This window comes from Streptomyces sp. KLMMK (assembly GCF_036961605.1).
Lineage (GTDB): Bacteria > Actinomycetota > Actinomycetes > Streptomycetales > Streptomycetaceae > Streptomyces > Streptomyces telluris.
Genome location: NZ_JBAMDC010000115.1, coordinates 1 through 18,298, shown reverse-complemented (window position 1 = coordinate 18,298; position 18,298 = coordinate 1). Strand labels below are relative to the sequence as shown.

General features: G+C 63.1%; 11 protein-coding genes and 6 pseudogenes. 12 read left to right on the top strand and 5 right to left on the bottom strand.

Annotated elements, in window-relative coordinates:
* The 3 genes and pseudogenes from V7793_RS38250 to V7793_RS18335 all read left to right on the top strand — a co-directional run.
* The coding region (locus tag V7793_RS38250) for a hypothetical protein (protein WP_443057939.1) at positions 1–197 on the top strand (197 nt) is incomplete at its 5' end.
* Between the two features lie 1,973 nt (positions 198–2,170).
* Positions 2,171–2,796, top strand: a pseudogene (locus V7793_RS18340) (transposase family protein).
* Positions 2,797–2,921: 125 nt separating this feature from the next.
* A pseudogene (locus tag V7793_RS18335) lies at positions 2,922–3,569 on the top strand (transposase family protein); the annotation flags it as partial.
* Positions 3,570–3,572: 3 nt separating this feature from the next.
* Here V7793_RS18335 and V7793_RS18330 read toward each other — a convergent pair.
* Both V7793_RS18330 and V7793_RS18325 read right to left on the bottom strand, forming a co-directional pair.
* A complete protein-coding gene (locus V7793_RS18330) occupies positions 3,573–4,940 on the bottom strand; it encodes a lanthionine synthetase C family protein (RefSeq protein ID WP_336007821.1) in 1,368 nt (455 codons plus the stop codon).
* Positions 4,937–7,996, bottom strand: coding sequence for a lantibiotic dehydratase (locus V7793_RS18325; protein ID WP_336007819.1), 3,060 nt, complete (start codon positions 7,994–7,996; stop codon positions 4,937–4,939). The genes V7793_RS18330 and V7793_RS18325 overlap by 4 nt, the downstream gene beginning before the upstream one ends.
* Before the next feature lie 265 nt (positions 7,997–8,261).
* Here V7793_RS18325 and V7793_RS18320 point away from each other — a divergent pair.
* Positions 8,262–8,390 (top strand): annotated as a pseudogene (locus V7793_RS18320) (IS5/IS1182 family transposase); the annotation flags it as partial.
* 64 nt (positions 8,391–8,454) lie between these two features.
* Here the strand turns inward: V7793_RS18320 and V7793_RS18315 are convergent.
* Positions 8,455–8,820, bottom strand: a pseudogene (locus V7793_RS18315) (transposase); the annotation flags it as partial.
* On the opposite strand from V7793_RS18315, the gene V7793_RS38245 reads away from it, so the two are divergent.
* Positions 8,791–9,912 carry a transposase gene (locus V7793_RS38245; protein ID WP_443057940.1) on the top strand — a complete coding sequence of 374 codons (1,122 nt, stop codon included), beginning with the start codon at positions 8,791–8,793 and terminating at the stop codon, positions 9,910–9,912. The pseudogene V7793_RS18315 and the gene V7793_RS38245 overlap by 30 nt on opposite strands.
* On the opposite strand, the gene V7793_RS18305 is transcribed toward V7793_RS38245, so the two are convergent.
* Positions 9,881–10,891, bottom strand: coding sequence for a hypothetical protein (locus V7793_RS18305; protein WP_336007815.1), 1,011 nt, complete (start codon positions 10,889–10,891; stop codon positions 9,881–9,883). The genes V7793_RS38245 and V7793_RS18305 overlap by 32 nt on opposite strands.
* 117 nt (positions 10,892–11,008) lie before the next feature.
* On the opposite strand from V7793_RS18305, the pseudogene V7793_RS18300 reads away from it, so the two are divergent.
* Positions 11,009–11,292, top strand: a pseudogene (locus V7793_RS18300) (IS630 family transposase); the annotation flags it as partial.
* Positions 11,293–11,779: 487 nt separating this feature from the next.
* Here V7793_RS18300 and V7793_RS18295 read toward each other — a convergent pair.
* On the bottom strand, positions 11,780–12,064 hold the full coding sequence (locus V7793_RS18295; RefSeq protein WP_336007814.1) for a hypothetical protein: 285 nt from the start codon (positions 12,062–12,064) through the stop codon (positions 11,780–11,782).
* Between the two features lie 335 nt (positions 12,065–12,399).
* Between V7793_RS18295 and V7793_RS18290 the strand changes: the two are divergent.
* From V7793_RS18290 to V7793_RS18265, 6 genes and pseudogenes are all read left to right on the top strand, one after another.
* Positions 12,400–12,889: pseudogene (locus tag V7793_RS18290) on the top strand (winged helix-turn-helix domain-containing protein); the annotation flags it as partial.
* A gap of 776 nt (positions 12,890–13,665) precedes the next feature.
* A complete protein-coding gene (locus tag V7793_RS18285) occupies positions 13,666–14,613 on the top strand; it encodes an ISL3 family transposase (RefSeq protein ID WP_336007810.1) in 948 nt (315 codons plus the stop codon).
* A gap of 289 nt (positions 14,614–14,902) precedes the next feature.
* Positions 14,903–16,687, top strand: coding sequence for a reverse transcriptase/maturase family protein (locus tag V7793_RS18280; protein WP_336007808.1), 1,785 nt, complete (start codon positions 14,903–14,905; stop codon positions 16,685–16,687).
* Between the two features lie 225 nt (positions 16,688–16,912).
* Positions 16,913–17,479 (top strand): hypothetical protein, encoded by a 567-nt coding sequence (locus V7793_RS18275; protein WP_336007807.1) that lies wholly within the window; start codon positions 16,913–16,915, stop codon positions 17,477–17,479.
* A gap of 15 nt (positions 17,480–17,494) precedes the next feature.
* Entirely contained in the window at positions 17,495–17,674 is a 180-nt protein-coding gene (locus V7793_RS18270; RefSeq protein ID WP_336007805.1) for a hypothetical protein, read from the top strand.
* Positions 17,675–18,102: 428 nt separating this feature from the next.
* The coding region (locus V7793_RS18265; protein ID WP_336007803.1) for a helix-turn-helix domain-containing protein at positions 18,103–18,298 on the top strand (196 nt) is incomplete at its 3' end.

Sequence of the window (18,298 nt, the reverse complement as noted above, 5' to 3'; positions counted from 1 at the left end):
GCAGGGCGATGCCGAAGGGCCACAAAACCTTCATCATCTGCACAGCACCGCATCAAGTGGGTCTACCTACATCAACCTCACTCTGCGCTCGTGGCGCACATAAGGCCCAGCAGCTCAGTTTCGTCGTTGAGGACTCGGCGCGAGAGCAGTCGTTCCCCTGGCGCGTCGATGTGATGGTGTTCCTTGCCAATGTCTAACCCGGCTCAGAGCTCAGGCGCGGTCACCTCCGCTTGGTCGTTGTCACGTTCACCCTCCAGACGACCTCGCCGGCACTGTCCTACGAAGCGATCAAGTCGCGTATCCCAATCAGCGGTCGAGTCGTCGCGGGGCTCCGGGCAGCCAAGTTTTTGAAGCCATCAGACGGCAACAGGCACTGAGCCATACCTGGGGCCCCGGGCCCCGCCGATCCTACGAATGACCGGCCCAAGCCCGCCCCTAAAACGTAGGACAGGCACTCAACCTCCTTCCAGACAAGTGGCACAGCTGTTCAGAAAGCCTGCAGCCCTGGGAATTTGACGATGGAAGCCGCGATCGGCCCCTCGCGGTATACCGTAGGCAGTTTCAGGGCATATATGAAGGGCGCGTGGGATCGAGCCGATGCACTTCCGCCCGTGCCACGGCCGTAGGTCGACTATTTACGGTCGGCAGAAGGCAGAGGCACACGGATGCTGGAATAGGAGCCAGCGAGATAATAGCCGAGGCGTTGGTAAAGGTGAGTTGTGACGTTGTCATAACACCCGAGGGTGCTGATACCGGCGGTAGCCAGAGCCTGACGAGTCAAGTGCGCGGTGATAGCGGTGCCCCATCCCTCGCCACGGTGGCGTGTCGTTGTGGTGACGGATGCCAAGCTGGAGATTCCCGTACGGCGGCGGACCAGGGCCCCGCAAGCTAGGAGTGAGCCTGACGAGTGCCTGATGCCGCTCCAGCCCAGCAGTGAGGAAGCGCCAGGAGCCACTGAGTGGCGAGGGTTGAAGGTGTTCAGGACAGTGGCAATTTCTGCGTCGCAACTAGTAAGCTCCACTACTCTACTTTCGTAGGGCACTTTGGGAGGTGGGGCACTAGTCCAGTACAGCCCCCAGCGTTGGGCCTCCACTGAGAGGGAGAGGGCTGCAGGCAACAAGGGATAGGTATCGCGGCTTACAGTCAGGCGCACAGAATAGAAGCACAAATCGGCCACAAGTCCTGTAATCAGTCGAACAGCCTCTGCCGGATCGCCAACGGCCACCAAGTCTCGGCCCTCCAGCAAGGCGCATCCAGCATGGCCCGATGTCCAGCAATGCACATCTGCTCCTGGCTCCGGTCCCATGTAAACCTTGAGGAAGGCCTCCTGAGGAAACTGGCACAGAAGGTCTGCAGCCCCACATTCCACGATCGACACTTATGAGACTTCCTTAACAATCAACACGGACGCTGAGTGGGTGTCATCGAACGCTTTCACAGGCCCACCGTTCAGTACAAGCTTGATAAGCGTGCCGAGTGACAAATTCATACCCGTCGACGTGAACTCAACCCCTGTGGAAGGGAATTGGTTGTCTCATGCATGAGGTCTCTCTAGTTTACGGTGCGGCCCTGGAGTTGTTAGTGGTTAAGGTCGCGTCATGGGATGCGAACGGAAGGTGGGATTGGATTGTTCCGGGTGGCCTGTGCTAGTAACGGCGCGTGTGCGTCGACAGGTGGCGGGGGTGGCAAACATTGATGACGAGGCGGTCTGCGCCGCGATCGTGTACGTGCTGGTCAGCAGGTGTGTGCGGGAGGGCCCCTGCCACCCATGTTTCGGGGCATCGAAGTTGACGGTGCAGCGCAGGTTAACGGGGCGAATTGGCAGGCCCGTCTCCCGTGGACCAGGGCAAGCCAGGCTCCGCGGCGATAATGCTGTCCGATGCTGCCGGGCCGACTCTCCGCGTCGGACTCTTCTCTCCAACACCCATGAAAGCTCCGATGGTCCCCGCTCCAACCGGAGCTTCTTTACTGTCGGCTCGCTCTACGCAACAGTCAATTCCTCAACCGGTCGGGCGACAAATATTTCGAGTGCACGTCGCACTGCAGTCGTGCGTTGGACTGCAGCCAGGTATATGAACATTCACTGAGCCTCTTTCATCCTGACCCTTGAAGGGTGACAGGGCTGGTCAGCGGGGTTGTTGGTGACGTGGCAGGGTCCCTCGTCGTTGGTGTGTTGATTCCACTCAGCACATCGGCGTCCAAGGGGCCCTGTTGGTCGCTTACCCTGCCATGCTCGATGTCCCGCACGAGCTCGTCGAGCACGTCTCGCGGCTGATCTACGCGCGTCGCCGTGGAATGAAATTCACCCTGGCGGAGGCTGGAGTGTTTCAAGCAGGCCCTGCTGGTGCTGGCGCATCTGCGGAAGAACGAGATGTATCGGCAGATCGGGGCAGTTGCACCGGAAGCTCGGCATGAACGTGCAGGCCGTCTCCCGTCCGGACGGCACACGGCTGTGGTTCTCCCGCGCGCTGCCCGGCCGCACCCATGACCTGACCGCGGCCCGCGCGCACAGCATGATCAAGGCCTGCCTCACCCGCCAGATCCTCATCCTCGCCGACCGCGCCTACCGGGACGCCGGCGCCGCCCTCCGCACCCCTACAAGGGCCACTGCGAACTCCCGGACCACTACCAGCAGTTTTCAACCGGGACCACGCCCGACTTCACGCCCCGGGTGAACGCGCCTCCGCCCGGCTCAAGACCTGGCACATCCTCCGCCGGCCCCGATGCTCCACCAACCGCACCAGCCGCATCGTCACCGCCGACCACACCCTCCTGACCAGCAACTATTCAAGATGAAAGAGACTCACTGAGCTTCTTCAGCGTGGCCACCGATCGGGTGAGGGCGGCGGTGTCCACAACGCACGAGGCTCCCGTGCCGTTGGGGGGTGTTCGAAGTCTCAACCCGTAGGCACAGGGCCCCGTTGGTCCCCCATCCTGCCGCACTCGACCTACCTCATGCGCTGGTCGAGTGGGTCACGATGCTCATCGTCACCCGCGAGAGTGACCGTCGCTGCGAACTTCCGCCGCACCAGCGTGCCCTGGCCGGGCCGGTGTACCTGCGCCGGCGCGACACCCTCACCCAGCTCGCCGCCAGTCTCGGCATCGCAGCCGGCACTGCCCACGCCTGCACCACAGCAGTCGTCGGGCTGCTCGCCAGCCGCACGCCCGGGCTGCTGCATGCCCTGCGCGAAGCCGACTCCGGCTACGTCCTGCCCAACGGTACTCTCGCGGGGTGCGACCGGGCCGGCGACAGCCGGGCCAACTACTCCCACAAGCACCGTCGGCACGGGGTGAACGTGCAGGTGGTGACCGACCCGGCCGGGCAGCTGCTTCGGATCTCGCCCGCACGGCCTGGCCGCACCCACGACCTCACCGCCGCACGCACCCACCGGATCACCCGGATCTGCGAACGCCAGGACATCCCGGAACTCGCCGACCGCGCCCATCTGGGTGCTGGCCCATGGGTGACGACACCCGTCAGACGCCCACCGAGCGGTGGCCTGTCACCAACACAGCAGACCGTCAACCGCACGCTCTCCGCAGCACGGGCACCAGCCAAGCGGGGCCTGTGTTCAGGGGATGAGAAGGGCGGTGTCCCAGGGCGGGGCGTGGGGTGGGGATGGACGGTGAGCGATGTGGTCAGCTGCGTTGAGGAGGGCGAGGGCGATTCCTGCTGCGCCTGTGAGGTAGCCGGCATCGTCGAGGTCGTTGGAGGGGCGGGGGTCGGGTGAGTGGTGGCGGTATCCGTAGGGGAGTGCTGGATCATATTGATCGATGATGCGCTGGGTAAGTTCGGATATGCGTGTTGGGAGGGTGTTGTCGTGGCTATCCTCAATGATGCGCAGGAGTGATTGCAGAAGACCGGCCCAGCCATGGCATAGGCCTGTGTCGTAGAGGGTTTCCTGATGATCTGCGCGATCGAATATGGCCTGGGTGGCGGTGAGGGCCGTCTGCTGCCATCGGGGGCGTGCTAGGGCTTGGCCGGCAAGTTGGATGGCGCGGGCGATTCCGGGAGTTCCATAGCACCAGGCAGCTCCACGCGATCGATTCCTGGGGCGGGGTGCTTGGTGTTGTTCTTCCTCAAGGCTAACGATGGTGGGCCAGTAGGGGCCGTGGTCGTCGGTGGAGGTCCAGGACAGTAGCCAGTCGGTGATGCATTCGATGGCTGAAGTCTGGCCATCCACGGTGAGGCCGTTCAGCGTTGCGCGGGAGAGCAGGGCGAGGGGGCCAGCGATCCCGTGGGCAATACCGAGGTCGAAATATCCGCGAGTGAATGAGTTTCGGTGTGAGAGGGGTGGTGGTTGAGCGATCCACCATCCTGGTACGGGCTGGCCGTCGACCATGACGGGTTCGGTGAGACTGACCAGGTATTTCAGCGCGGCCTCCGCGGCGGGACGCATGGGGTGGCCTCGGGTCAGGGCATAGCGGCCCAGTCCGCTGAGTCCGCTGATGACGTCGTACATGCTTGGCGTTGTGCCGGAAAGTTTCGAATTGAAGTTTGGTCGCTGTTGTATGGTGATGCGTCTGATACCAGAGCTGATCGTCTCATCCAGATATGACAGCAAACCGCTGTAATGTGCTGGTTCTTGCGCTGCAATTGAGGCAGCCAGGGCCACTGCTGGCATACCGTAATACAGCGACCCTGGGATTGGTGTCCGGGTCTGCAGCGCGGTGACTGCTTCAAGCAGGTATGCGTGAGTGGTCGGGTGGGGCTTTCCGTCGCGGTGACCCAGGTGGGCGAACAGGATGGAGATGCCGGCGTGCCTGTTCAGACTTGCCCGTTCCCAGCCAGCGCCAGCGCTGGTGGCTGCCTGTTGGGCCGTGGAGCTGATACGGTCACCGCCCGGTGAGGGAAGAGCATTTTCGAGTCGGGCTGAGAGCTCGCGGGCGAGCTGTTCAGCAGCCGTGCTGATGCAGGGTACAGTCACGTTCTCGGTCATGGGGTTTCCCGGTCGGTTGTGGGGCGGGCGAATTGGGTGTGGACGACTTTTCTGGCGATTGCGTAGGCTTTTCGCTCCAGGTGCTGGGACCCGAGTATGCGGTTGCAATGCATGTGGAGAATCGACTCCAGTCTGCGTTCCCACCCGGGGCTGCCGTTGCCGAAGTGCGGGCCAGATGGCCAGCGCAGTTCTTGGGCGTAGTGTGTGATGGCTGTGGCTCGCTCTGCCCATGCTTCAGCCAACTGGTGGGTGTGCAGGATGCGGGGGCCTGGCCCGGGCGGGTCGAAGGTGATGAACTCGTCAAGGGTGGGGGGGCTGCTATCCCGCTCCCATTCGGGGACGGAACGTGGGTACGTGTGCAGCAGCCACGGCGCCCAGTCATGCGGGTGGTGGGCTTGGCGGGCCAGATCGATGCAGTGGGCTGCGGCGATCACCTCAGCCGGGGTGTCGTGAGCGGCGGCGAGCTGGTGCAGGACGGCAAGGCTGTCGGTGTGGAAGACATTCTCTGCCAGATGCAGGGCGCGGGGATCGCCGTAGCGCTCGGCCTCCGGGACATATGTGTCGAGCACAAGTCGCCGAGCGAGGCCCTCCTTGTGGAGGCTGGCCACCCAGTCGTGCAGCAGTGGCAGTAGGTGTAGGTTCAGCCTCGAAGGGACGCCCTGAAACCGGATCCGCAGGTGTGGTTCGGGATCTGCGTAACGCAGGAAGAACCAGCGCTCGATGTATTCGCTAGCCACCGCTAGTAGATCTGGCAAACGGTGCGTCAGGAGATCATTTTGTCGTCTGGCTGACGTGTAGACTTTTGCATACAGCCATTCCCCCCCTGGTAGACGCGGAGCCACGCGCGACGCGGGCCGGGAGGGAGACAGCTGCGTTTCACTCTGCGCTGGAGGCTTGGCCAGTACTAGAGGGAAAACCACTTGTCCTACGTGCGGGCCATCAGGACTGCACAGCCAGCCGTGTGCTTCGCTGTCGAGGTTTCCAGGAGCTTCGTACAGTGTCTTGTGCTTCTTGCGGACGATCTCGTCCCACAATAGGTCGCGTTGGGAAACCACCCGCAGGTTAAGTGTGAGCATTTGGTCACTGTGTCCCACCGCGACCACGTCGGGGACGCGGTGTCGTTTGCGCCACTGGTCGAAGGAGGCAAGCCAATCGTGACGGTCTCTGGGGCCACGGCAGAGCGAGTCATCCAGCCGCCACTGAGCACGGGACAGTACCGACTTGCCAAACCGTACTCGTGGCAGAAACGGCAGGGCATCGAGGTTTCCCCAGCTCCATGTTGGCCAGCCGCGCATACGGCTCCAGAATGCCTCTACAAGGAACTTGGCCGGGGAGGGAGCCGCTGTACGCCACACGAGTTGATGCCCGTGCACCGGATGAATCTCCTGCTGCCATGACTGCGAGAAGAGACGGAACCCCTCGTGGTCCGCCCCTACGAAGATGTCGTCGATACCGATATTGCGAGGGTCCGCAAGATCGCAAAGACCTCCGATATTCACCTGCCGCTGATATCTGGTAGGCACTCTGGCCACATTTTCCAGCCGGGGATTCTTCACCTGCCAGTACAAGTCAACGGCGCGCGGTACTACGCTTGTCACGCGCGCAGCAAGCGCGCCCAGCTCATTCGCCGTCTCCGGTAGCACATGGGCGAATCGGCCCATGGTAGCGCCGGCCACTCGTCCCCAGGGGGCCCCGTCGACGACCAGAGTGAAATCACCCCGTGTAAGAGCAGCAGTAGACGGCGCCAGCAGTGTGGCATAGAGATCCACTGCTGGCGGTGCCGCGCTCAGATGTGCTGGACTGGCCGTAAAGAGCCGGTCCACCAGCGCATCATCAAGGGAAACCTCGTGATGACCGTCAGCCAGGGCACTGGCCGCCAGATCACCCAAAATTCTCGACCGCTCCCACTCCTCCCGGCGATCCGTGGAAGACGGCGGGACCATTGGTCCCAAGCCCAGGTCTGGATCCAACAACTCACGCAGCGCGACCATCTCGTCAGAGCCATATCGTTCCAGGAACCGCGCGCGATAATCCCGTACCTCTCCCGGCTCCTCCTTGGCCGAAGCTCGCCACAGTACGGTAGCCGCTCGCTCGGCTTCGCCGACCACGCTACGTGGCAATTGAACCTCTGCGCCCAAAGCAAGATCAACCTGTGCGACATGCTCAGACTCCCGAAGCCCCCTCATCTTCTCGGTGACCTGTTGCCACGTGCCAATACCCTCGCCCGCTCGGCACCGCTCGAAGGTCTGCAGGCCAGCCTGACATGCCGCCAACTCAACTGCGTGAGCTGCTGCACTGTCCTGCACATGCGCACGGACATACCCCAGGGGATCACCGACATTCAAGGGAGGGTGAAGGTTGGTCACCAAGATGCCCTGGCGAACCAACGCAGCAAGCAGTTCCACAACCGTCTCATGAGGCGCAGAAGGCATCAGTTGTTGAAGCGTCTCCTGCAACGTCGACACTTGAATTGGAACCGCCAGCGAGTCAAGGACATGTTGCACAGCCTCACTGATCCCCAGAGACAGCTCCTTACCCTCCCGGTCAGCATCAAAGCCGCCTTCCCCTGTGAGGGGCAGGAACGGCAGCACCAGGCGGCCACCACGGCGGAAACAGAGATTATTCAACCCCACCCGCAGAGACGGCATCACCTCAATACGCTGCTCCAACGAACTGGTGATACCTCGCAGCCAGGCCATATCCGGACGCACGACCTTGTACTGGCGGTGTCTCTCCCACACCACACGGGCGTTCCGGCCGAAACGGACTGGCGCCACACCCGAGAACAACCCGAACGGCGTAGGCCGGGTAGACATCCGCACCAGATACCGTGTAAGAGTCAACTCCCCCCGCAGCCGCTGTTTGTCGGACACCGTGTCAGGGTCCCGCCCCAACAGGCCAGCAGCTGACACGCTGGCAACCAAAAGCGCCTCATGCGCAGCTGGATTGCCACTGAAGAACGCTGCTGCAGAGCCCTCATGTCTGCTTGCACTACTACATGGCGCAGCCGGAGCACGCAGCAAGGCGATCTCCGCTCCTCGATAGATCTTCTTCAATGCAGGGCTCCATGAATTATCAGGCTTCACTGCGTATCTAATGAGAAAACAACATTGCCCCAAGGACCGCAGCGCAAGCCAGTCGACCAGTCATCAGCTGTCCCCTCCCAGCATGACAGCTAGTTCGACAGCCGGTTCGGTGCACTACTGCAAGCGTGTTTAAGGGGCTTGGGGAACCAGTAATCACGTCATTTTGATCGTGCTTGAAAGAGCCGCCGTTCGACCCCGGACACCGGAGGCTGCGAGGACGTCGGGGCGAGTGGTTGGTGACGGTTCCCAGCTCGAGCGCGTGCTGGAGCAGATCTCCGTGCCCCGGGCCGGAGCCGGACGACCTCGCACCCGGGCCGGCCATCTCCTGGCGGACAAGGCCTACATGTCCCGGAAGAACCGCCGCTAACCGTCGAACGCGCCAGCAACCACCTGAAGGGCTTCCGCGCAGTCGGTGAGGTCGGCTCGGGGCGCCCTGCCGACCATTTCCGCAGGTTGGCGTCGTAGGCCATGTCAGCGCGGAGCCGCTGCGGCTTGGGACTCTGCAGCGTGGGATTCGTATCCCATAGTGGAAATGGGACAGCATCGGCTGGAGGGCGAGGCTGTCGTGGGTGTTGCTGCGGAGAGTCCGACACGGAAGGGCAGTCCGCCTGCATCGGACAGGATGTGCATCTTGGAACCCGGCTTACCCCGGTCCACGAGCGACGGACCTGCAAATTCGCCCCCTTTCGCACACATGAGCCGCATCCAGCACAGTACGGGACAGGTCGACCAGCCTCTGCCCGTCCCAGCTCGAGCACCTTCTGGTGGAGCCGGCCCCAGACACCAGCCCGCGCCCGGCCGACTCGCTGTACCACCCTCGTGACCGCCCTGGCGCAGAACATCCCCAGCCGCGGGTCGCTCAAGGCTACAGTCACACATGCCCGGGGACTCGGTGCCCAGGACGTCCGCGCGGCCGTCCCTTCGATCCCAGGCACCAGATCCCCTACCACTCCGTCAAGTGGGCAAAGCCGAGCCCTTCCCCGCGCCGCCGGTCTCCTCACCCCTTCACAAGGTCACGGCGCCTGAGGGTGTGTCCGTCCCTACGGGGCCACTGCTACCCGGTGCCAGGGGCGGCGTTCATAGCGGATGGTGAGGCGGCGGTAGTCGGTCAGCCACGGCCTGGTGCGCTCGATCACCACCTGCGGCTCTCGGGGCTGCGGGCCGCAGTTCCGCAGACTTGTAGGGCTGGCGCGTCGTCAGGGTGGCGGTGTTCCCACGTGGGCTTTGCCGCCGGAGGACCGGATCATGCTGGTGGCCGTGTACTGGCGGACGAACCTGACAATAAGGTAGCTCGGGCCCCTGTTCGGGATCTCGAAGCCGACCGCGGACCTGGTCATTGGCCACATCGCCCCGCTGCCGGTCACTCGCTCCCGGTTCAGCGTCGACACCCGGCGGGCGCCGTGCCGATCGCCGATGGCACCCTGGTCACAACGCAGGACCGGAGTATCGCCTCCTGCACCAAGAACTACCGCTACTCCATCAATCATCAAGTGGTAATCGACGCCAACACCAGCCTGGTCGTGGCGGCCGCGCGGCCGCTCCCCAGCAGCCGCCACGACGCCCGCGCTTTCCGGGAGTCCGGCGTGGACCAGGTCGTGAAGAACGCAACAGTTCTCGGTGACGGCGAACACCGCGGTACCGCAGCCCTCACCCCACCCTGGCCACGCAAGAACCGGCCCCTCACAGAGGAAGAGGGCGTAGAGTTCCCGCGCAGGGACAGTCCGGCCAGACCGCCCCTGAACAAGGACCAGGCCACTACACTCCCCACGGCGCCTGTGACCAGGCCAGATAATGCAAGTAATTCTCACCTCAGGAAATGGAGAAAGGCATGCCAATTATCTACGAGACTGGCAGTCAAGAACCGAGAAACCCTTGGGAAACGATAGCAAGATCTGGTGGAGCTGGCGGCTCGGCCGCAGACATCGTCCGAAAGATGACCGATTGAGTCATCGGTAGATTACTACCCGCAGCTTTTGCCATTACGCGAACGGGGAACAGTTCAAGAACAGAGTTGGCGTTGCGTCCATCTTCAACAGCGATATCCCACTTATCCATAATGGCTTGCAGTCGAGCGTTCTGAATGCGCATTAGCTGCTTAGGATAGTAGATTGCGAGAAGACCGCCATACCGTGCACCAGTGAGGCGAATTTCAACTGAAGCCCTTTCTTTCTTTTCCAAGGGTACTGTAACTGTTTGAGATCCCGTACTGGTGAAACTATGAGCATCTGCCACAGTTCGGGTGTACGTAATTGTTCCGGTTGCCGTGATGTCCAAGCCTGCGCCAGGAGGCTTTAGCGCTCCTTGAATTGTTCCACCCTTGCTGTACCCCTGAGTATCTGTGCGGGTCTTCGTCTCGGAAACTAGAGTGGTATAGGCAAAGGATGCGGGTCCTGGACCATGAAGACTGCTTTGGGTGATAATCGGGGCCGACTCAACCCAGCTGCCCATGTAGGCACAGGCGATGAACGGATCAACTTCATTACCTGGCTTCATAGCGGTTTCCACATAAAGAGACAAAGGGATGCCACTAATTTCCTGAAGCAGGCTTGGTTCAGTCCAGCTGGCGTGCTCCACAACGCGCGCATTGTTTACATGCCACTGTTGTTCCAGAATCGGGAGCTGAGTAAAGAGCTTTTCGAAATCTGGTACGTGATATTCAATCTCGCCCTCGATCGTTTGCTCTTTGCTTACTAGGCTCCCGAACCGACGCCGCGCATCGCTCAAGCTAATGTTCGAATCTGTCCCGCTACTCGCGTCAGGGAATCCAGTGAATGCAATATTCTTGTAGACTGGAAAGCCTAGGGCGCTCTCGCTCCCATCCCAGTGAATAGCAACTGCCTGCTTAGTCTCTCCAAAATCAACCATCAGTAATCACCCTCTAGTGGTCAATGGTGAATTTCTGAACTTTTAATATGATCAGGTAGTGTTTGGAGCAAGACCGCGGCCATCAAGCCCTGCAAGACCGCGGCCATCAAGCCCTGCAAGACCTGGCTGCTGGCCACTCTCGATTCCACCTGCACTCCACACCCACCGGGTCGTCCTGGCTCAACGTCGTGGAGCGATGGTTCGCCGAGCTGACGAACAAGCAGAAAAAGCAGGTACGGCGAGGCGTCCACAAGACCGTCCAGGCCCTGGAGAAGGACATCCGGACCTAGATCACCACATGGAACAGCGACCTAAAGCCCTATATCTGGAAGAAATCTGCGGACGAGATCCTCGAACGCCTCGCCTCATATCTGAACAGAATTCCTGACTCAGAAGACTAGTGCAACGACCAGGAGCCTTGCCTCGTTACTCCCTCGGCACGGACGTAGTCGTGGGTGGCCCGCTGCGGAACTCCGGGCATGATCGGCAACCACCGCATGGGCTGTGGACCCGAACTGATTGAGCAGCCGCGGCCTTGTTCGACGCGCCTTCAGCGCAGGCCAGGATGATCCGGCACCGCAAGGCCCACGCCTGCGGCGTGGAACGACGCCGCACCTACCCCTCGAGTGCAGCCCGTTCCTCGTCCGACAACGTCAACTCGGCCTTCGGCCGTCCGGTCCGTCCACAAGGCAAGCCTACACATCTGAACAGAATTCCTGACTCAGAAGACTGGGGCAGCACAATAGGTGACCATGAAGCTCCTTGCTCTGCAGGATGGCTGGCACCTCTGCAATGGCAAGGAGCTTCACCACGTCATAGGCCGCCCCTCAACCAATCTAGGCCGCCCCTCGCTCAAACTCGTCGTCCCTTCGGTGCTCTTGAAGACGCTCAGTCGAACGTTTCGTCGTCCAAGCGCGCGGCACCGTGGGTGTCATCGTCGAGACCATGCGGCGGCGTTGTTGTCTTTACGTTCACGCCTGGGCATTCGGTGGCGTTACTGGTTTTGGTGCCAGCTGGTGTGAAAGGCGCAGGCGACTGTGGGGCGATAAGATACTCAACAAGGCACTGGAGCTGCTCCTGCTCGCTCCTATCGTCAAGAACACCCTCTGTCAACGTGATAGGTTCAAGTTTGGTCAGTAGATAGCTGGCCATAACCCTTGGTGCTGTTTCCATTTTCATCTCTTTCCGCATATCGAGCTATCTGAAACTGTAGGACAGCGCATCACGTGTGGGCAGACCGTGAGTCTGGCCTGAAGCGGATTCTTCGTCGCCTCTGTACCACTAGGCACCACTCGCGATGGCCTTGTAAACCATCTTGCATCGGAAGGGCGCTATTCGCATTCTGTGCCCCGTTTGATGCGGAACCGCGTACTGGCGGCTGCGCCGTCAGGCAGCGGGACATGGCCTCGGTCATCGACAGATAGATGATCGACGGCTACCGAACTTGATTGGGGGAGTCGGGCTGTTGCGTCTGACGGGCGGGGGTGCTCGGTGTAGATCTTCCGGTTGTGAGGTATGCACAGGGTGGTGGCTGACCGATGCTGGGAGGGCCGCGCGGGAGCGGATCCGACTGGGGGCAGTCGTGCGTTTGGGGCCGGGGAGAAGAACCGGGAGATCGCTGCCGTGCTGCGGGTGAGTGAGCGTTCGGTGGAGCACTGGCGCCAGCAGTGGCGCGAGCGCGAGTCCGAGGGCCTGCTGTCGAAGGGATCGCCTGGCTGTCCCAGGCTCACCGAATCCCAGGTTGCCCGCCTGGAACGGACTCTGGCACAGGGTCCTCTGGCACATGGTTGGACCGACCACCGGTGGACGCTGGTCCGGGTGAAGACGCTGATCGGCCGAGTGTTCCGCATCAGCTACACGGTCGAGGGGACATGGAGGCTGCGGCGGCGCGGCTTGGCCCCGGCAGCAGCCTGCCCGCCGCGCACTCGAGCGGAACAACGAGGCAGTTGAGTCATGGAAGGAGGAGGTACAGCCGCGGGTAAGAGCACGGGCCCTGCCCCGGATTTTGGACACTGGAGAGACTCGGACCTTGATGGTCCAGGAGAACGGAATCCCCGTGGGGATGAAGCGCTACCCCGCCGGGTCAAGGCGGATGCAGTCGCGTTGTCACGGTCACGGCCGGGAGCCGTCGCTGCCGATCTGGGAGTGAACACCGAGACACTCCGGAACTGGATCCGGGCCGGCGACGGACGGCGCTCCGGCTCCCACTCCGCGCCAGCGGCCGCGGCGACGTCAGGTGGCGACGGCGTTCAGGCTGAACTGGCCGCAGCCCGGAGGAGGATCCGCGAGCTGGAGACGGAGCGCGACATTCTCCGCAGGGTGGCCCGGTATCTCGCGACGGATACGCGCTGGTGAACCGCTGCCAGTTCGTTGACGACCACCAGCGCCGTCACGGCCTGAGGCGGCTCTGCGACATCCTCGGCCTGGCCCGCTCGAGCCGCTGCTACTGGCGCCGCACCGCCGCCGCAAGGCAAGCCCGCCAGGCCGCCGAGACAGAGCTCGCTGCACATACCTGCCGTCAGAGGCCCGAAGCCGCTCTACCTCGCAACCTTCATCGACCTCGCCTCACGCCGGCTGGCCAGGTGGGCGATCGCCGACCACACGAGAACCGAGCTCGTCACCAACGCCCTGGCGGCCGCCGAGCGAACCCGCGGGAGTCTCGCCGGAGCGATCATGCATGTGGCCCGGCACTCAAAATGGGTCTGACCGCGTCTCCGTGAATCCGCAGGTCGGCAATGGGAACGCAAGATCGTTCCTTCGGGGTGTTCTACTCCGTGACGATCAAGACGTCCGAGGATGTGCTGTTTCCCGGGATCAGTGTGCAGGTCGGGAGCGTCGAGGAGACCTCCGGGGAGCTCGTGGTGGAGGCGGTGGCCATCGGCCGGCCGGGCCGCTGCCCGGACTGCCGAAGCAGTGCGAGGCGGGTGCACAGCTCGTACCACCGCCGCCTGGCCGAACGGCCGCTGGGGCCGCGACGGATCGTGGTCCGGCTCAAGGTCCGCAGGTTCTTCTGCGACCGGAAGTCGTGTCAGCGCCGGACTTCCGCCGAGCAGGTCGCCGGCTTCACCGAGCGGCACCGGCGGATCAGCGTAGGGCTCAAGGAGCGGCTGCAGGCGGTGGCGGTGGAACTCGGCGGGCGCCCCGGCGCCCGTCTGTGCCGCAAGGTGCAGATGAAGGCGGGACGGACCCTGCTGCTGGGGCTGTTGCAGGCCCCACCTGTCCCCACTCGGGCACCGAGGGTTCTCGGAGTGGACGACTTTGCTCTGCGGCGCCGGACCCGCTACGCGACCGTGCTTGTCGACGTCGAGGCCAGCCGGGTGGTGGACGTGCTGCCCGGCCGCACCACGGAGGCGCTCGCCGACTGGCTGACCCAGCATCCCGGCGCCGAGGTGATCTGCCGGGACCGGGCCAGCGCCTACAGCAAGGCAATCCGTCAGGCCGCGCCTCATGCTCTGGAAGTTGCCGACCGGTGGCAGTGCGCCATGAGGCGCCTTGTCGTATCCCCGGCTCAGCCGGGAGGAATTCGGAGGGAGGTTCCTGGGTCTGATGGCTCACCCGACCCGGAAACGGTGAAGGGGAACACAGCATGCCAGAAAAGCGACGGCCGGGCTCAGGTGTCAGAGACGGTGCGTCGCGGGACCCGCGTGATACGGCGAAAGCTGGATTGCCTGAACTCCAATCCCCAGAAGATTGAAGGTCGAATCCATCGGAAAGACACCTGACGCCGATGCCGAGCCCTGCCCCAGGTTAATGCCAGACCCAGGACAACCTCCGGGGCTCGGAGCGATGCCCAATGAGGGCATTCAAGGGGATGAGTGGAGCGCCTACGTCACGCTAGCACGTACGACAAGGACGAACATGGGATCGCCTACGGGAGGAGATCTTCCTATGGCGACGGAGGCCCCGTAGTAGTCGCCGGAGTCACGACCGGCCAAGGAGGACGGGAAAGCCATCCGCATCGGGCGAAGGGGGCCAGGTGATCGGACACTCAAGGACCGGGAGGTATGCGAAATGCAGAGCGCCGAAACGGTGCTGGGTGTCCTCCGCGAACGAGGCAGGCGTGGCCTGCCGTGCAAGGAACTGTATCGACAGCTCTTCAATCCGCAGTTGTATCTGCTGGCTTACGGGCGTTTGTACTCCAACAAGGGAGCGATGACACCCGGGGTCACTGGGGAGACCGTGGACGGCATGTCGCTGGGCAAGATCGGGCACGTCATCGACGCGCTACGCCACGAGCGGTACCGGTGGAGCCCGGCCAGGAGGGTCTACATCCCGAAGGGGCGGAGCAGTACAAAGCTGCGACCGCTCGGCCTGCCGCCCTGGAGTGACAAGCTCGTCGGCGAAGTGGTCCGTCTCTTGCTTGAGGCGTACTACGAGCCGACCTTCTCAAAGCCCTCCCACGGTTTCCGTCCCCGCCGGGGGTGCCATACCGCACTGCGCGAGGTGGCCAACACTTGGACGGGGACAGTCTGGTTTGTCGAGGGCGATATCTCACAGTGTTTCGACCGGCTTGACCATGAAGTCATGCTCCGAATCCTGGGAGAGAAGATCGACGACAACCGGTTCCTGCGGCTGATTCGAAACATGCTCAAGGCCGGATACATGGAGGACTGGGACTGGAAGGCCACGCATAGCGGAAGTCCGCAAGGCGGGGTCGTCTCACCGATCTTGTCCAACATCTATCTGCACAAGATGGATGAGTTCGTCGAGAACGTTCTGATTCCCGAGTACACGCGGGGGAAGGTCAGAAAGCAGAGTCGCGAGTTCTATAGAGTCTGGTACGCGATCCAATGTGCTCGCAAGCGAGATGACCGCACCGAGGTGCGAAGGCTTCGCAAGCAACTCCACAGCATGCCGAGCCTGGATACTCGTGATCCCGGATACCGGCGGCTGAGGTATGTGCGCTATGCCGATGACACCCTGCTCGGGTTCGCTGGACCGAAGAAGGAAGCCGAGGAAATCAAACAGCGACTGGCGCAATTTCTGCGTGACGAACTCAAGCTGGAGATGTCGCCGGAGAAGACGCTCGTTACGCACGCCCGCACAGAGGCGGCGCGGTTCCTCGGCTACGACATCACCGTGCACCACAACGACCGGAAGATCTCTGGCAGACGTCGGTCTGTCAATGGGACGATCGGTCTGCGTGTCCCCCGTTCGGTGGTAGTCGCCAAGCAGTCGCAGTACATGAAGCGCGGCAAACCCGCGCGTCGGCCCGAGCTACTGAACCAAGACGACCACGTCATCATCAGCACCTACGGGTCCGAGTACCGCGGCATCGTCCAGTACTACCTGCTGGCCGGCGACGTCTTTCGACTCGCCCGTCTGCACTGGGCCATGTCGGCCTCGATGCTGATGACGCTGGCCAACAAGCACCGCTCGTCGTTCTCGAAGATGGCCCGCAAGTACAAGGCCACCATCGAGACTCCGTACGGGCCACGCAAGTGCTTCGAAGCCCGCGTCGAACAGGCTGGCAGGAAGCCGCTGATCGGACGGTTCGGCGGGATTCCGCTGCGACAGAACAAGAAGACGGTCGTCACCGACCGCCAGCTGGCCCCGGTCAACATCAAACGCAAGGAGCTGGTCACCCGGCTTCTCGCCGGGCGATGCGAGGCATGCGGGCGCGTTGACGAGGTGGAAGTCCACCACGTCGCCAAGCTCGCCGACCTCGGACGATCGGGAACCCGGCCGCCGTGGGCAGATCTCATGGCCGCGCGGAAACGCAAGACCCTGGTGGTCTGCGGGCGTTGCCACGCGGACATCCACGGCAGAAGATCCGTCGCAGCATTCGCGGAGTAGTCACTGGAGAGCGACGTGCGGTGAAAGTCGCATGCGTCGTTCGGACTGGGGGCCGTGGGAAAAGGACCTGCTCAGCAGGCACCTCGCCGACGGCCCACCAGTACCCTGCTGCAGAACCTCTCGAACGCGTTGGAGAAGACTTGTCACCAGCACCGCAGCTGCCTGCGGAAACATGCGGAGCAGGAAGCGAGGCCCTCCCCACCGAAGATCGAGCCTCTGCAGGACTTGCCCCGCACCGCGATGGTCGAGCGCACCCGCCACCGCTACGAGGACATTCACCGGCTCCTCGACGAAGGCCGGACCGTCAACGGCATCGCCCGTCACCTCGACCTGGACCCCAGGACGGTGGACAAGTACAAGAAGACGCCGCTGGACGACCTGCTCGCCTCGGCAGCCAACCGCCGGCCGAACACAGGGATCTCGCCCTTCAAGCCCTACCTTCACCTGCGCCTCGGTCAGCTCGGCAGCAAGGCGGTAGGCGCACGGCTCTACGACGAGCTGCGCGAACGCGGCTTCCGCGGTCACGTGAGGACCGTCGAGCGATACCTCGCACGCTTCTCCATCGGCGAGGCCGAAGCCGTTCACGCTCCGATGCCCAGCCCCAGCACGATCGCCGCCTGGGTCACCCGCCGCCGAGAGCTGCTGACCGAGGAGGAAGAGGACCAACTCCTCCGCGTCCGGCTCGCCTGTCCGGACATCACCCGGGCATGCGACCTCACCTGGGCATTCCTGGACATCACCCGCAACCTCCGCGGCATCCTCTTGCTGGAATGGATCCACCAAACCGTGTAGGACGCCCCAAAGCCGATGCGGGGCTTCGCCAATGGCCTCCTCCAGGACCTCGACGCCGTCACCGCCGGCCTCACCCTGCCCTGGAGTTCAGGCATCATCGAAGGCCACGTCAACCGGGTCAAAACCCTCAAGAGAGCCATGTACGGAAGGGCCTCGTTCCAGCTCCTCCGGACCCGAATCCTCACCCACCCCTGACATCACGAAATCGCGGTCAGACCCTTCCCGGTGCCCATGTCGTCGGCGGTCTTCCGGCGTTGATCATGCCGACGAGTTCGGTGGCATGCCGGGTGGGTTGGGGTGTTCGTTGGCGGCGGCACCTTGCCGATGAGGGCATGCGAAGGCCCTCCCGGTGATCTCTTGGCCGAGCGTCCGGGAGGGCCGTGAAGCGCACGGAGGCGCTTGTGCTCACGGTAGGGGTGGACGTGGCCGGGGTCGAGTCCCTGCTGGCTTCTGGTGACATGGAGTGCCCGGTTTGCGGGGGTGTGCTGGCCCCGTGGGGATGGGCGAGGGAACGCGTGTTGCGGGGCGGGTCCGGGGTGGTGCGGCTTCGTCCGCGTCGGGCCCGGTGCGGGGGCTGTGGTCGTTCGCATGTGCTCCTTCCGGTGTTCGCGCTGGTCAGGCGGGTGGATCTGGCTGAGGTGATCGGGGCGGCTCTGGTGGCGCAGGCGTCCGGGGCCGGGGCCAGGACGATCGCGGGGCGGCTGGGCAGGCCGGTGGACACCGTCCGCGGGTGGCTGCGGCGGTTCGCCGGGCGGGCCGAGCAGATCAGGGCGTACTTCACCGTGCTGCTGGTGGACGCGGGGGTTGAACCGGTGCCTC